The sequence below is a fragment of the Mycobacterium paragordonae genome, from assembly GCF_003614435.1.
Taxonomy (GTDB): domain Bacteria; phylum Actinomycetota; class Actinomycetes; order Mycobacteriales; family Mycobacteriaceae; genus Mycobacterium; species Mycobacterium paragordonae.
The window spans coordinates 345,511-359,177 of sequence record NZ_CP025546.1; the positions used below are offsets into that span (position 1 = coordinate 345,511).

Below are 13,667 nucleotides of genomic sequence, written 5' to 3' on the forward strand. Positions count from 1 at the left end.
GGTGGATAGCGACGTTGCCCGCACGTCCTCGGTGAGGACGGCGGCACTGGCCGGCGGTTTTGTGGCGGTCTTGGTTTTTGTCGCAGTCGCAGTGGCCGGCTACGGCCTGGTCTCCGGCCCGCGGCGCTACGCCGAGGCCGGCAACCCCTATCCGGGTGCCTTCGTCAGCGCGGCCGAACCGGCCGGGTATTTCATCGCGTCGTTGCTGGGCGCCCTGTGTCTGGGCGCATTACTCCTGGTCGTGGTGACGGCGCGGCCGGAATCCGACGGGCTGATCGACGGACCGGCATTCCGGATTCACCTGGTGGCCGAACGGGTTTCGCTCGCCTGGGTGCTGGCCGCCGCAGCCATGGTGGTGATCCAGGCGTCGCACGACACAGGTGTGCGGGCGGGCGCGCTACTGAGCAGCGGGGCGGTGTTCGACGCGATCGGCGTCTCCGAGATGGCCCGCGCCTGGATCGTGGTGGCCGTCTTCGCCCTTCCCGTCGCGATTACACTGCGCCTGAACACGCGTTGGCTCGGCCACGCGGTCCTGCTGGTGCCCACCGTGATCGGCGTCGTGGCCACGGCCGTCACCGGCAATGCGGGTGAGGGGCCCGACCACGATTACGCGACCAGCGCTGCGATCGTTTTCGCGGTCGCGGTGGCCGGCCTGACCGGGCTCAAGGCGGTCGCCGCGCTGACCCGAACCAGCCCCAACCGAGCCGTGCAGGTGCTGCAGGTGGGTTTCGGCGCCTTGGCGGTTACCTACGGCGGGATGCTGCTGTACCTGCTGCTGCCGGACTGGACGTTCGGATCGGATTTCGCGCGCCTGGGACTCATCGCGGGTGCTCTGGTCACCGTTGTGTGGTTGTCGGACTGCTGGTCTCTGCGTCGCGCACTGCCGCCGTTCGCCGGCACGGCCGGTGCGCTGGCCATGGTCGCCGCCGTGGCGGCGATCGCCGCGATGGCCGGCCAGATCGCACCCCGATTCCTCGCGCATCGCTTCACCGGCTGGGATGTGTTCCTCGGCTATCAACTGCCGCGACCACCGACCGTCGCAAGCGTGCTGACGCTGTGGCGTTTCGACAGCCTGCTGGGGACGGCCGGGGTGGTGCTGGCGCTCGCCTATCTGGCGGCCTACGTCCGGTTGCGGCACAATGGAAACGCTTGGCCGGTGGGCAGATTGGTGGCCTGGCTGGCCGGATGTGTGTCGTTGGTGTTCACCACCAGCTCGGGTGTCCGTGCCTACGGATCAGCGGTGTTCAGCATGCACATGGCCGAACACATGATCCTGAACATGTTCATCCCGGTGCTGCTGGTGATGGGTGGCCCGGTCACCCTGGCGCTGCGGGTCTTGCCGTCCGCTGGCAAGGAGCAGCCGCCCGGGCCACGCGAATGGCTGACCTGGCTGTTGCACTCCCGGGTTACGGCGTTCTTCTCGAACCCGATCATCGCCTTCGTCCTGTTCGTCGGCTCGCCCTACGTCGTCTACTTCACGCCGGTGTTCAACACCCTGATCCGCTATCACTGGGGCCACGAGTTCATGGCGGTCCATTTCCTGATCGTCGGTTATCTCTTCTACTGGGCCATCATCGGAATAGACCCGGGCCCGCGCCGGCTGCCCTATCCGGGTCGCATCGGTCTGCTGTTCGCGGTCATGCCGTTCCATGCCTTCTTCGGCATCGCGCTCATGACGATGGCCGAGCCGGTCGGGCAGACCTTCTATCGCTCCCTTAACCTGCCGTGGCTGCCCAGCATCATCGCCGACCAGCATCTCGGCGGCGGCATTGCGTGGAGTCTCACCGAGGTCCCGGTCATCATCGTCATCGTCGCTCTGGTCACCCAGTGGGCGCGGCAGGATCGCAAGGACGCGTCCCGCGGAGATCGGCACGCGGACAGTGATTATGCCGACGACGACCTGGAGGCATACAACGCGATGCTGCGCGAGTTGTCCCGGATGCGCCGCTGACGAAGCCGCCGGCCCCGCCGAATAGTCTGGGCAACACCTGCCGTTGCCCTGTCAGTTTGCTGAGAGGCTGAGCGATTCCGGTCTGCCGGCAGCGGGTCGGTGTTAGGCAACAAATGCCATGTTGCGTGTGAATCAGACGTTTTGGCCGAGGCGCCGATGACTCTGGGCGATCGCTTCTCAACGGCCCGGGGGTCGCCATGTCATCGCTGTTTGCAACGCCGGACGTTATCGTGGTCGCGGCGTCGGATCTGGCCGATATCGGCTCGGCTCTGAGCGCGGCCCACACGGCCGCGGCCGCACGCACCACCGGCGTGCTCGCGGCCGCCGATGACGAGGTCTCCGCAGCGATCGCAGCGTTCTTCGGCAATCACGCACAGGAGTACCAGGCACTCAGTAGCCACGCGGCCGCCTTTCATGACCAGTTCGTCGGGGCGCTCAACAGATCCGCGGGGTCATTCGCTGCCGCGGAGGCCGCCAATGCGTCTCCGCTGCAACTCGCGCTGAACGTGATCAACGCGCCGACCGAGGCGTTGCTGGGACGTCCGCTGATCGGGAACGGTGCCGACGGGGTGGCCGGAACCGGAGCCGCCGGCGGGGCGGGCGGCCTGTTGCTCGGGAACGGGGGCAATGGCGGATCCGGCGCGGCGGGCGAGGCCGGTGGTGCCGGCGGGGCCGCAGGTTTGATCGGCAACGGCGGTCTCGGCGGGCTGGGAGGAGCGGGCGCGGCGGGCGGCCATGGTGGGGCCGGTGGGCAGTTGTTCGGTAACGGTGGTGCGGGCGGCCAGGGTGGCGCCGCGCTGGCGGGGTTCAACGGCGGCAACCCCGGACACGGCGGTACCGGCGGCGACGCCAACTGGTTCGGCTCCGGTGGCAACGGCGGCCAAGGCGGTACCGGCCTGACCGGCGCAGACGGCGTCAATCCCACCCCAACGGGGCAGGACGCTCCAGGCAACCACGGAACGAACGTCAACGCTGTAGGCGACACCACCGGCGGTGCCGGTGGCCCGGGTACGCCCGGCGGCCCGGGAATCAGCGGTGGCGACGGAGGCGGGGCGGGAAGCGCCTCGTCCGTGAAATCGGGTACCGCTACGGGCGGCACAGGAGGTGCCGGCGGGGCGGGCGGTTCCGATGGTGGCGCAGGCGGCGGCGGAGGTGCCGGAGGTACGGGACAGACCGACGGCGGCCGCGCCTTCGGAGGTGCCGGCGGGGCCGGCGGTGACGGGGGCAGCGGCGCCGGTTCTGGTGGAGTCGGAGGAATCGGCGGCAACGCGGGAACCCTCGGCGGCTTCGCCACCGGCGGCGACGGAGGTCACGGCGGCGCCGGAAGCGCCAGCACCGCCCTCGGCGGCGCCGGCGGCACCGGCGGAATCGGGGGCGACGGTGGCCGCGGCGGCCTACTGGTAGGCAACGGAGGCTCAGGTGGCAGCGGGGGCATCGGCGGAGTAGGTGGCCTCGGCGCTACGGGCGGCGCCGGCGCGGATGGAGGAGGGGCCGGAGGCGCGGCAAGCCGATCGTCGGGTAACGCGTTCGGCGGCAACGGGGGTGGCGGCGGGGACGGCAACACCGGTGCCATCGGCGGCGCAGGGGGCACCGGGGGCGCCGGCGGTAACGGCGCTGCCGGCGGAATGCTTTTCGGTGACGGCGGCAGCGGCGGTAACGGCGGTATAGGCGGAGTCGGCGGACTTGGCGGCGTCGGTGGCGCTGGTGGTACCGGCGGCTTGGGCGGTGGTGCCACTGCGGTTCCGACCGCGCAGCAGCCTTGGGCGGGTATCGGCGGTACCGGCGGCCAAGGGGGTAACGGCGGAGGCGGCGGTACCGGCGGTCAAGGGGGCGCGGGCGGCGCGGACGGGGGCGCGGGCGCGCCGGGTGGCTTCATCGGCCACGCGGGCGCAGCAGGTGTTGCCGGAGCCGGTGGGGCCGGCGGAGGCGGCGGCGCCGGCGGTGCCTCCGGAGCCGGTGGGGCCGGTGGCAAAGGATCCACAGCCAACGGTGGGACCGGTGGCCCCGGCACCCAGGGCGGCACGGGCGGATCCGGCGCTCACGGCTGACGAAAAAGGCTGCAACACCGGGTAATTCGCTGAAACCCGGAGCTAACCGACGACGGTGAAGTTTCCCTCGCCCTTCAGCGCGGTCTGAACCTGCTCGCGGGTCAGCTCGACGTTCGTCGAAACGTGCACGGCGGATTCACCTTCGGTGTTCAGGTCGATGCTGACCGCCGTCACCGGCTTCAACTCGGTCAACGCGGTGGTGATGGTCGCCACACACCCGCCACAGTGCAACCCGGTCACGGAAAAGGTCTGTTCGGCCATGCTGATCATCCTACCGGGGGCGGCATATCCCGCCGACTGTGATTCTGCTGACGGTCAATCCGCGTGTCTTGTCGGGTAATTCACTCTCGACGAGCAGGTCGGCTGCCAAAGTTGCGCAGCCGCAGGCTGTTTGACACCACGAAGAACGACGAGAAGGCCATCGCGGCACCGGCGATCAGGGGATTGAGCAGGCCGGCGGCGGCAACGGGGATGGCCGCCACGTTGTAGCCGAACGCCCACACCATGTTCATCCGGATGGTCCGCATGGTCGCGCGCGCCAGGTCCAGCGACTGCGGCACGATGTCCAGGTCGTCGCGCACCAGGATGATGTCGGCCGCTCCGATCGCGACGTCGGTGCCCCGGCCTATCGCCAGTCCCAGGTCCGCGCACGCCAATGCGGGTCCGTCGTTGATGCCGTCGCCCACCATCGCCACCGTCCGGCCCTCGGCGCGCAACCGCTCGATCGCGTCGACCTTGCCTTGCGGCAACACCTCGGCGACCACCGTCTCGATGCCCACCCGGGCGGCGACGGCCTCGGCGGCGGACTTGTTGTCGCCGGTGAGCAGCACCGTCCGCATCCCGCGCCGGTGCAGCGCGGCGACCGCGTCCGGAGCCGACTCCTTCACCGTGTCGGCGATGGCCACCGCCGCGCACGGCAGCCCGTCAACCGATACGAAAACGACTGTCTCACCCCGGGATTCGCCGTCCCGCCGGGCCGAATCGAGGAGGTGGTCGCTCGGCGCATCCCGGGTGATCCAGGACGGCTTGCCGACTTCGACCCGCCGCCCGTCGACGACTCCCGCGACACCGCAGCCGGCGACCGCGACAAAATCTTTGACCGGCAACGGATCCGGCGATCCGGACACGATCGCTGTTGCCACCGCGTGCTCGGAGGCCGCTTCCACCGCTGCGGCGAGGCCCAAGACCGTGTCGTCGTCATACCCGCCCGTGGTCGTCACCGCGCTCACGCTCAGTTGGCCGACGGTCAGCGAGCCGGTCTTGTCGAACACGACGGTGTCGATGCCGTGCACGGTCTCCAGCGCGCGATAGCCCTTGATGAAGATTCCCAGCTGGGCGCCCCGGCCCGAGGCGACCATCATCGCGGTCGGGGTCGCCAGCCCGAGCGCGCACGGGCAGGCGATCACCAGCACGCCGAGCGTCACCGAGAAGGCGCGCTCCGCGCCCGCACCGCTGATCAGCCAGGCCGCGCCGGCCGACAGTGCAATGGCGAACACCACGGGAACGAACACCGCAGAGATCCGATCGGCGAGGCGCTGTGCGCGGGCCTTCTGCGCCTGAGCCTCTTCGACCAGGCGCACCATGGCGGCGAACTGCGTGTCGGCGCCCACGGCGGTGGCTTCGATGATCAGCCGGCCGTCGAGCACCACGGTGCCGCCCACCACGGCGGCATCCGGATGGGCGCGCACCGGTTTGGCCTCGCCGGTCATGGCACTGGTGTCGATCGCCGCGGATCCCTCAACCACGATTCCGTCGGCGGCGATCGTCTCGCCCGGCCGCGTCACGAAGCGCTGGCGCTTCTTGAGCTCACCGGCCGGGATGACCAGCTCTGAACCGTCCTCCAGCAGCACCGCCACATTTCTGGCGCCGAGAGCGGCCAGGGCGCGCAGCGCGCCGGCGGCCTTCGACTTGGCGCGCGCCTCGAAGTAACGACCCGCCAGCACGAACACCGTCACTCCGGCCGCGACTTCGAGGTAGATCGCGTCGCTGTGCAGGATCGCCTGCCAGACTCCGTGCGTCTGACGAGGCTGCTTGGGGACGAACACCGTCGCCAGCGACCAGACGGTGGCAGCCGTGATACCGACCGAGATCAGCGTCTCCATCGACGCCGTCCGGTGCCGCGCATTGCGCAGCGCGACGGAGTGGAAAGGCCACGCCGCCCAGGTCACGATCGGCGCCGCCAGCGCGGCCAACACAAAGCCCCACCCGGTGAACCGGGCGCTCGGCACGATCGCCATCATGCTGGACAGGTCGGCCAGCGGCACGAACAACACCGCGGCGACCAGCAACCGGCGCAGCAGGCTGCGGGCGTGGCGGGCGTCGGGGTCCTGGCCGCGGGCCGGCGGTGAGGACTCGGTGTGTGGAACCGCCTGATAACCGGCCTGGGCAACCACGTCGCAGAGCTCGTCGACAGGGACGTCGACGGTATCGATCGTGGCCACCCGGGTAGCGAAGTTCACCGACGCGCGCACGCCGGGAACCTTGTTCAGCTTGGTCTCGACCCGGCTCGCGCACGCCGCACAGGACATCCCGGAAACATCGAGCCGGACGCGCTGCCGCTCGGAGTTCTCCACCAGCGGCGTCGCCACGGTCCTCCTCGGTTCAAAAGATAACCCCAGCGTACAAGGGGTGTCAGGAGCTGACGGTCGCGCGTTCGCGGACGAGCGCGCACACGCTCCACTGCCCGGGCACGCCTTTGAGCTCACGTTCGCCGCGGCCGACGAACCGGTGCCGCGACCCGGTCACGATGTCGCGCACTGTCGAGGAGACCAGCACCTCGCTGGGCCCGGCCAGCGAGCCCACGCGTGCGGCGATGTGAACGGCCATCCCCGCCACGTCGGTTTTCTCGGAGCCGCGCACTTCGACTTCGCCGGCGTGGATGCCCACCCGGATCTCGATACCCAGCACGCGCACCGCCTCAATGACGGCGTCGCCGCAGGCCAGCGCGGCACTGGGGCTGGTGAACGTGGCAACGAAACCGTCGCCGGCGGTGTTGACCTCGCGCCCGCCGAACCGCTGGATCTCGTGGCGGACGATGGTGTCGTGGTTGTCGAGCAGGTCGCGCCACCGGTAGTCGCCCAGCGCGGCGGCCCGCTGCGTCGAGCCCACGATGTCGGTGAACACGATCGTGGTCAGTACGCGTTCGGCATCGCCGCCGCCCCGCACGCCGGTGACGAATTCCTCGATCTCATCGAGCATGCCGGCGGCATCGCCCACCCAGTACAAGGTGTCCTCGCCGGGAAGCTCGATCATTCGTGCTCCGGCGATCTGGTCGGCGAGGTACCGGCCGTGTTCGATCGGGCTGAAGCCCCGGTTGTCCCGATGCAGGACAAGAGTCGGCGCCGTGATGCGCGGCAGGGTGTCGCGCACGTCGGCGAGCCGGACCGCGTTGATGATCGCCCGGGCCATGCTGGGTGACGCGGCCCGATTGCCGGCCATGTCCCACCACGCCCGGAAGGCGTTGTCGTCGGCGACCGACGGCGCGATGATGCTCAGAATGTCGAAGCCCTGCTCCACGGCGTCGGGCTCGATGGCGATGGTGGTGAAAGGGTCCGAGTCGACGAGCTCGCGGCCGATCGGGTAATCGTCCGCGCGCAGTGTCCGGGCGGCGCCGTTGATGCAGACCAGGCTGCTGACGCGCTCGGGATAGTCGGCCGCCAGGACCAGGCCGGTCATGGTGGTGAAACCCGGCGCCAGGATCGTCGCCCGCTCGCACCCGACGGCGTTCATCACCGCGATCGCGTCCTTGGCCCAGTGTTTCGGCCCGATCATGTCCGGCGACGAAACCCGCGACGACAGCCCGATGCCACGCTGGTCGTAGCGGATCACCCGGGCGAACGACGCCAGCCGCCGATGGAACCGGTACATCGACGGCTCGGCGTCGACGGTGTCGATCGGGATGGAGGGACCGGGAAGCACCAGCAGGTCCAGGGGGGCGTCGCCGAACACCTGATAGGCGATGTCCACTTCGCCGCAGGTGGCATAGCGAGTCCGGGGAGCCTGCGCCACAGATACAGGTTAGTGATCCCGACCGACAGTTTCACTTGCGGTAGTGGCTGGCACCTGCTGCGGATCTACGCGCTGATGATCGGGACCAGGTAGCGCGCGGCGTACGCCCGGACCGCAGCCTGGTCCGAGGTGTCGAGGCGGTCGGTGGGAAACACGATGATGCCCACGGCAACCCGCAGCAGGATGTCTGCGATGTTGGCAAGGTCGGCGTCGGGGATGCCGACACCACAGCGCCGAAGCGTGTGGGCGATGCCGTCGGCGAACTGACCGATCGGAAAGACGTCCGAACGCGAGAACATCCCGAACAGTTCGGGCTCGCTCTCGGCGATGCGCGAATACAGCGGCGAGTCTCCGATCAGGCGCACCCCGAGGGTGAACGCCTCGACGACGGCCTCTTGTGGGCTGCAGCCGGTAGTGGCCTGGTCGAGTGTGGTGAAGAACAGCGCCGCCTCGCGCCGCACCACGGCCTCGAACAACTCGTCTTTGGTCGGGAACCGACGGTAGATGGTGCTGCGGCTGACCCCGGCCCGAGCGGCGACGTCTTCGATGTTCGCGCGGCGCACCCCGTAGGTCTCGAAGACGGAGCGCGCGGTGTCCAGGATGGTGTCCTCGACGGACGCGGTACTGGTGCCCGGACCCCTCGTCGCCATGCTCCACTTCTTTCCCACCCGGTGGTGATGCCGAGGCATTCACCGATTCGAATGGTATCGTTGAAACAAAAGTACGGTTTTGTGTCTCTGCTTCACGGCATCGGGGGGGTGCCGGAGGGGGTTGTGATGACGACTGGTTTTGACACCGGTGTTCGGGAGGCGGCGCCCGTCGTCGTCGACGAGATCGACGACGCGGCGCCCGTCCTGGGCCCGGATTCGCTGATCTGGAAGTTCTACGGCGATTACCGGACGCAGCTGTTCGGATTTCAGCGCGTCGCCGGCACGGAGAACTGCATCGAGCAGCTCGCACAGGGTGTGCTCGACCATTCGGTGGTGTTCAGCGACACGTTGGGCAGGGCGAAGCGCACGGCGCCGCCGCTGATGAAAACGGTCTACTCCGAGGACCCGCACAAGTGGGGTCGGACCGTGCGGGACTTCCACAAGCCGATCAAAGGCACCGTCGCGGACGGTTCCCGCTACCACGCCTTAAATCCCGAGCTGTTCTACTGGGCGCACGCCACCTTCGTCGACCAGGTTCTCTACAACGCCGACACGTTCATTCGGCGCCTGTCGCACGCGGAGAAGGAGCAGATCTTCGCCGAGAGCAAGGTCTGGTACTCCCTGTACGGCGTCAGCGACCGGGGCCAGCCGCAGACCTACGACGAGTTCGTCGAATACTGGGACGGCATGCTTGACCGGTTCGTGCCGCACAAGACCGTTTTGTACGGCACCGGCTACATCCGCAAAGGACTCCCGGGTCCGCGCCGGATTCCCCGCCCGATCTGGCGGATCCTGTCGGCGCCGGTGAACGCCTACGCCCGGCTGGTGATCGCCGGGACCTGCCCTCCGCAGATGCGCGAGGTGTGCAACCTGGCCTGGGATGACAAGAAGGAAAAGCGTTTTCAGCGGTTCGCCGCCGCGATGCGGGCGCTGAATCCGCTGATCAACCGGCTGCCCGTACGGCTGGTCTACGCCTCCTGGGCTGCCGACGCCTGGAAGCGTGCGGGTGTCGATCCGCGCCGGCTGCACAATTAGCGCAAACCCGTGACAGGCCGGGTCTTCGAATGCCATTGTGACCATGGGTCATGGCTATGTTTCGATGGGTGAAGACGGGTCGATAGCGATCGAGGGATACAGCCGATGAATCTTGTCTTGCAGGCGATTGATTCGGCTGCCAGCAGGTTGGCGAACCCGGCGCGCGAGTCCGATCCCGACAAGCTGCGCGACGCGGTCTCGGGCAAGACGGTGCTGGTCACCGGCGCGTCCTACGGGATCGGGGAGGCGACGGCACGCAAGCTGGCGGCGGCCGGAGCGAAGGTGCTGATCGTCGCCCGGTCGGCCGATCGCCTGGAAGACGTCGCGGCCTCGATCAATACCGGCGGAGGACAGGCCGTCGTCTATCCGACCGACCTCAGCGATGAGGCCGCAGTCAGCGAGCTGACCAAGCAGATCACCGAGCATCACGGGCCGCTCGACATCATCGTGAGCAACGCCGGCAAGTCGTTGCGCCGGTCGTTGCACGAGCAGTACGACCGCCCGCACGACTTCCAGCGCACCATCGACATCAACTACCTGGGACCGATCTGGCTACTGCTCGGGTTGCTCCCGGCGATGCGGGAGAACGGCCGCGGGCACCTGGTGAACGTCTCGAGCGTCGGCGTAAGGGTGGTACCTGGGCCGCAATGGGGCGCCTACCAGGCATCCAAAGGCGCTTTCGACCGCTGGTTGCGCAGCGTCGCGCCGGAACTGCACGTGGACGGCATCGACGTCTCGACGATCTACTTCGCGCTGGTCCGCACCCGGATGATCGAACCGACGCCGGTGCTCGGCCGGCTGCCGGGCCTGACCCCCGACGAGGCCGCCGAAGCGGTCGCAAAGGTCATCATCGAGCGGCCCCGCACCAACGAGCCGCCCTGGGTGTGGCCGGCCGAGATCGCCTCGGTGCTGCTGGCCGGGCCCGCCGAACGGGCCGCACGGCTGTGGTACAGCCGGTTCTTCGCCGAATCCGGCTTGCCGCCGGTCACAAAGGAAGCCCGGTCGTGACCGACAGCGTGGTCGGGACGACGGCGCGGGCGGTGCTGTCGTCGCGTCTGCTGGGGCCACCCGATCCGGCTGCGGCGTTGCGGCTGGCCCGCGAAGTCTGCCGGGGTGGGACGAATCTCTTCACGCTCCTGGCGGTATCGGCGGCGCGCTGGCCGCAACGCACCGCGATCATCGACGAGGACGGCGCACTCAGCTACCACGAATTGCTGGCGATGACGGAATCGCTGGCTGTAGAACTGCTCGACGCCGGTGTGCGGGCCGGGCAGCCCGTCGGCGTGATGTGCCGCAACGGGCGCAACTTCGTGACAGCGGTTTTCGCGACGGCGCTGATCGGTGCCGATGTGGTGTTGGTGAACACCGAGTTCCGCTCCGACGCGCTCGCGGGTGCCCTTGCGGCACATCAGATCCGGACGATGTTCTGCGATAGCGAGTTCACCGAGCAGATCGGGGCGACCAACGAGCCCATCCGGATCATCGATCCGGCCACTGTCGAACCGCGCCTGGATGTGCCGCGGCCAAAGGTCGCCCCGTCCGGCCGGATGGTGTTGCTGACCTCGGGTACCACCGGGATCCCCAAGGGGGTGCCGCGCCGGCCCCATCTGAGTTCGGGGGTGGGCGTCAGCATGACCATTCTGGCGCGCACGCGGCTGCGGGTGGGCTCGCGAATCTCGCTGGCGGCGCCCATGTTTCACGGCCTGGGATTCGGCATCCTGATGATGGCGATCGCTCTGGGGGGTACCGTGCTGACCCGCCGGCGCTTCGACGCCGAGGCTGCATTGGCGCAGGCATCGTTACATCGCGCCGAGGCGATGAGCGCGGTGCCGATCATGCTGGCCCGCATGCTGGATCTGCCGCAGCGGGTACGGGCACGAAACCCGTTGTCCTGCTTGCGGGTTGTCATATCCAGCGGAGACCGGCTAGATCCGGGCCTGGCCCGCCGGTTCATGGACACCTACGGCGAGGTCCTCTACAACCTGTACGGCTCCACCGAGGTCGGTATCGGATCCCTGGCGACACCGCAGGAGCTGCGCCGCTTTCCGGAGACGGTGGGCAGGCCCGTCGCCGGTTGCCCGGTGCGGATCTATAACCGCAACGGCCGTCCGGTCGGGCCGCGGGTCACCGGTCGCATCTTCGTCGGTGGCGGGCTGGCTTCCGACGGTTACACCGGTGGCGGCGGGAAGGCGGTCATCGACGGGATGAGCAGCACCGGCGACATGGGTTACCTCGACGAGGAGGGTCGCCTGTATATCGTTGGCCGCGAAGACGACATGATCGTTTCCGGCGGCGAGAACGTCTATCCGCGCGCTCTGGAGAACGCGCTGTCCGGGCACCCGGAGGTGGCCGAGAATGCGGTCGTCGGTGTGGCCGACGAGCAGTTCGGCAAGCGCTTGGCCGCGTTCGTCGTGCTGCGAGAGGACAGCGCCGCCGATGAACTCGCGCTGCGAGAATACCTGCGGGGCAAGGTTTCCCGGTTCGAGCAGCCCAGGGATATCAACATCGTCGAGAGCATCCCGCGCAATCCGGCGGGCAAGGTGGTGCGCCGGGAGCTGTCCGGCTAGCTACTCGGCTGCTGTCAATCGGGTTCGGCGTCACCATCATCGGGCTTTCGGGGCCGTGCGGGATGGTGCATGCAGTTCGTCCGCGGTCGCCCGAAGTCTAGATGTTTTGGTGGTATCCATTCGGCGACGCCGTGGATGTTGCGGCGGGTGGTGTATTTGTGGAGTTCGACGAGTCTGTTGTCGGGTGGGCAGGCTAGGGCGAGTTCGTCGATGTGGGTGCGGCGGGTGTTGAACCAGCCTTCGAGGTGGTGAGCCTGCGTCCAGTAGCCCGGCACCCTGCACCCCGGGCGGGTGCAGCCGCCGTCTCGGGCCAGCAAGGCCAGGCGTTGCTCGGGGGAGGCCAGGCGCTTGCCGTGGTAGAGCGCCAGTGTTTTGTCCTCGTCGAAGATCGCCAAATAATGATGAGCCGACGAGGCCAGTCGGATAACCTCCGACATGGGCAGCAGGGTGCCCCCGGCGGTCAGGGCTCGCCCGGCCCCGGCTTCGAGTTCGGCCAGGGTGGTGGTGACCACGATGGTGGTCGGCAGTCCGTGGTGGCGGCCTAGCTCTTTGGAGCCCAGCAGCATCCGCAGTCCGGCCGCGATGGCATCGTGGCTGCGCTGGGCGTGGTTGCGGGTGCCACGGTCGACCGCGTCCTCAGGTGCCTTGCCCGCGGTGACGGGGTGTTCGTCGTCGGGGTTGCACATGCCCGGGGCGCCGAGTTTGGCGACCACCGGTTCCAGGGAGGCGCGGAATTCGGGGGTAATCAGCCCACGGATCTCCGACATTCCGTCGGCCTGTTGTTCGCCCAGGGTGATGCCGCGTCTGCGGGCCCGCTCGGGTTGGTCGGGGCCGTCACCATCGGGCATCAGGTAGTTCTGCAGCAGCTTGGCGTAGTCGGCCACTTCATCGGGCCGACATCCGGCGGCGACCTTGCCGGCCAGGTCAGCCTCGGCATAGTCGCGGTCGGCCGCGGCGATGGTGTTGGGCAGTTTTTTGAAGAATTTGCGGATCACCTTGATGTGCCCGGTCCCGGCCAGGCCTTCACGTTGTGCGGCGGCGGTGGCCGGCAGCAGCGGCGCCAGCGGTTGGCCGGTCAGTGCGCGGCGCGGGCCGAGGTCGGCGGCGTCCGCGATGCGGCGGTCGGCCTCGTCCTTGACCACCCGCAGCCGATCGGCCAGCGCCTGGCCGAGTGTGCCGCCCAGATCTGCCGGAGTCGCTTGGCTGGCAAGCTGATTGATCAACACGTTCCCGGCCACCGGCAGGCGCCGGCACTGCACTTCCAGTTCACCGAGCGTCGTCAGCAATTCCGGGCTGGTCAACGTGTCCGCGGTGAGCTCCAGCAGCCGCGACACCGACTCGCCAAGCGCGCCTAGCGCCTGCACCCAGTCCTCACGCGTGCTGCATCTCACACCCCAATTCTATTGGG

General features: G+C 68.6%; 10 protein-coding genes. 5 read left to right on the forward strand and 5 right to left on the reverse strand.

Annotated features, from left to right (window positions below; all coding sequences use genetic code 11):
• Window position 1: 1 nt before the first annotated feature.
• Entirely contained in the window at window positions 2-1,951 is a 1,950-nt protein-coding gene (locus C0J29_RS01635) for a cytochrome c oxidase assembly protein (RefSeq protein WP_197748241.1), read from the forward strand.
• A 197-nt stretch (window positions 1,952-2,148) separates the two neighbouring features.
• Window positions 2,149-3,999, forward strand: coding sequence for a PE family protein (locus C0J29_RS01640; protein ID WP_120791338.1), 1,851 nt, complete (start codon window positions 2,149-2,151; stop codon window positions 3,997-3,999).
• Window positions 4,000-4,041: 42 nt separating this feature from the next.
• Here the strand turns inward: C0J29_RS01640 and C0J29_RS01645 are convergent, their stop codons facing one another.
• The 4 genes from C0J29_RS01645 to C0J29_RS01660 form a co-directional block, all read right to left on the reverse strand.
• Window positions 4,042-4,260, reverse strand: coding sequence for a heavy-metal-associated domain-containing protein (locus tag C0J29_RS01645; protein ID WP_120794485.1), 219 nt, complete (start codon window positions 4,258-4,260; stop codon window positions 4,042-4,044).
• 80 nt (window positions 4,261-4,340) lie between these two features.
• Complete coding sequence (locus C0J29_RS01650; RefSeq protein WP_120791339.1) at window positions 4,341-6,587, reverse strand: heavy metal translocating P-type ATPase; 2,247 nt, start codon at window positions 6,585-6,587, stop codon at window positions 4,341-4,343.
• A gap of 43 nt (window positions 6,588-6,630) precedes the next feature.
• Window positions 6,631-8,007 carry an adenylate/guanylate cyclase domain-containing protein gene (locus C0J29_RS01655; RefSeq protein ID WP_120791340.1) on the reverse strand — a complete coding sequence of 459 codons (1,377 nt, stop codon included), beginning with the start codon at window positions 8,005-8,007 and terminating at the stop codon, window positions 6,631-6,633.
• 65 nt (window positions 8,008-8,072) lie between these two features.
• A complete protein-coding gene (locus C0J29_RS01660) occupies window positions 8,073-8,657 on the reverse strand; it encodes a TetR/AcrR family transcriptional regulator (protein WP_065048433.1) in 585 nt (194 codons plus the stop codon).
• A gap of 126 nt (window positions 8,658-8,783) precedes the next feature.
• Between C0J29_RS01660 and C0J29_RS01665 the strand changes: the two genes are divergently transcribed.
• From C0J29_RS01665 to C0J29_RS01675, 3 genes are all read left to right on the forward strand, one after another.
• Window positions 8,784-9,692, forward strand: coding sequence for an oxygenase MpaB family protein (locus C0J29_RS01665; protein ID WP_065048435.1), 909 nt, complete (start codon window positions 8,784-8,786; stop codon window positions 9,690-9,692).
• 105 nt (window positions 9,693-9,797) lie between these two features.
• The gene (locus C0J29_RS01670; protein WP_120791341.1) at window positions 9,798-10,700 is read left to right on the forward strand and encodes an SDR family NAD(P)-dependent oxidoreductase; all 903 of its coding nucleotides are present in this window, start codon (window positions 9,798-9,800) and stop codon (window positions 10,698-10,700) included.
• Window positions 10,697-12,259 carry an AMP-binding protein gene (locus C0J29_RS01675; RefSeq protein WP_242460602.1) on the forward strand — a complete coding sequence of 521 codons (1,563 nt, stop codon included), beginning with the start codon at window positions 10,697-10,699 and terminating at the stop codon, window positions 12,257-12,259. Before C0J29_RS01670 ends, C0J29_RS01675 begins: the two co-directional genes overlap by 4 nt.
• A gap of 14 nt (window positions 12,260-12,273) precedes the next feature.
• Here the strand turns inward: C0J29_RS01675 and C0J29_RS01680 are convergent, their stop codons facing one another.
• Window positions 12,274-13,650, reverse strand: coding sequence for an HNH endonuclease signature motif containing protein (locus tag C0J29_RS01680; RefSeq protein WP_120791342.1), 1,377 nt, complete (start codon window positions 13,648-13,650; stop codon window positions 12,274-12,276).
• Window positions 13,651-13,667: the final 17 nt, after the last annotated feature.

Excerpts from the sequence above, each read along its gene's own strand:
- C0J29_RS01640 (WP_120791338.1), top strand. The coding sequence starts at position 2,149 with ATGTCATCGCTGTTTGCAACGCCGGACGTTATCGTGGTCGCGGCGTCG.
- C0J29_RS01670 (WP_120791341.1), top strand. The coding sequence starts at position 9,798 with ATGAATCTTGTCTTGCAGGCGATTGATTCGGCTGCCAGCAGGTTGGCG.
- C0J29_RS01660 (WP_065048433.1), bottom strand. The coding sequence starts at position 8,657 with ATGGCGACGAGGGGTCCGGGCACCAGTACCGCGTCCGTCGAGGACACC.
- C0J29_RS01645 (WP_120794485.1), bottom strand. The coding sequence starts at position 4,260 with ATGGCCGAACAGACCTTTTCCGTGACCGGGTTGCACTGTGGCGGGTGT.
- C0J29_RS01665 (WP_065048435.1), top strand. The coding sequence starts at position 8,784 with ATGACGACTGGTTTTGACACCGGTGTTCGGGAGGCGGCGCCCGTCGTC.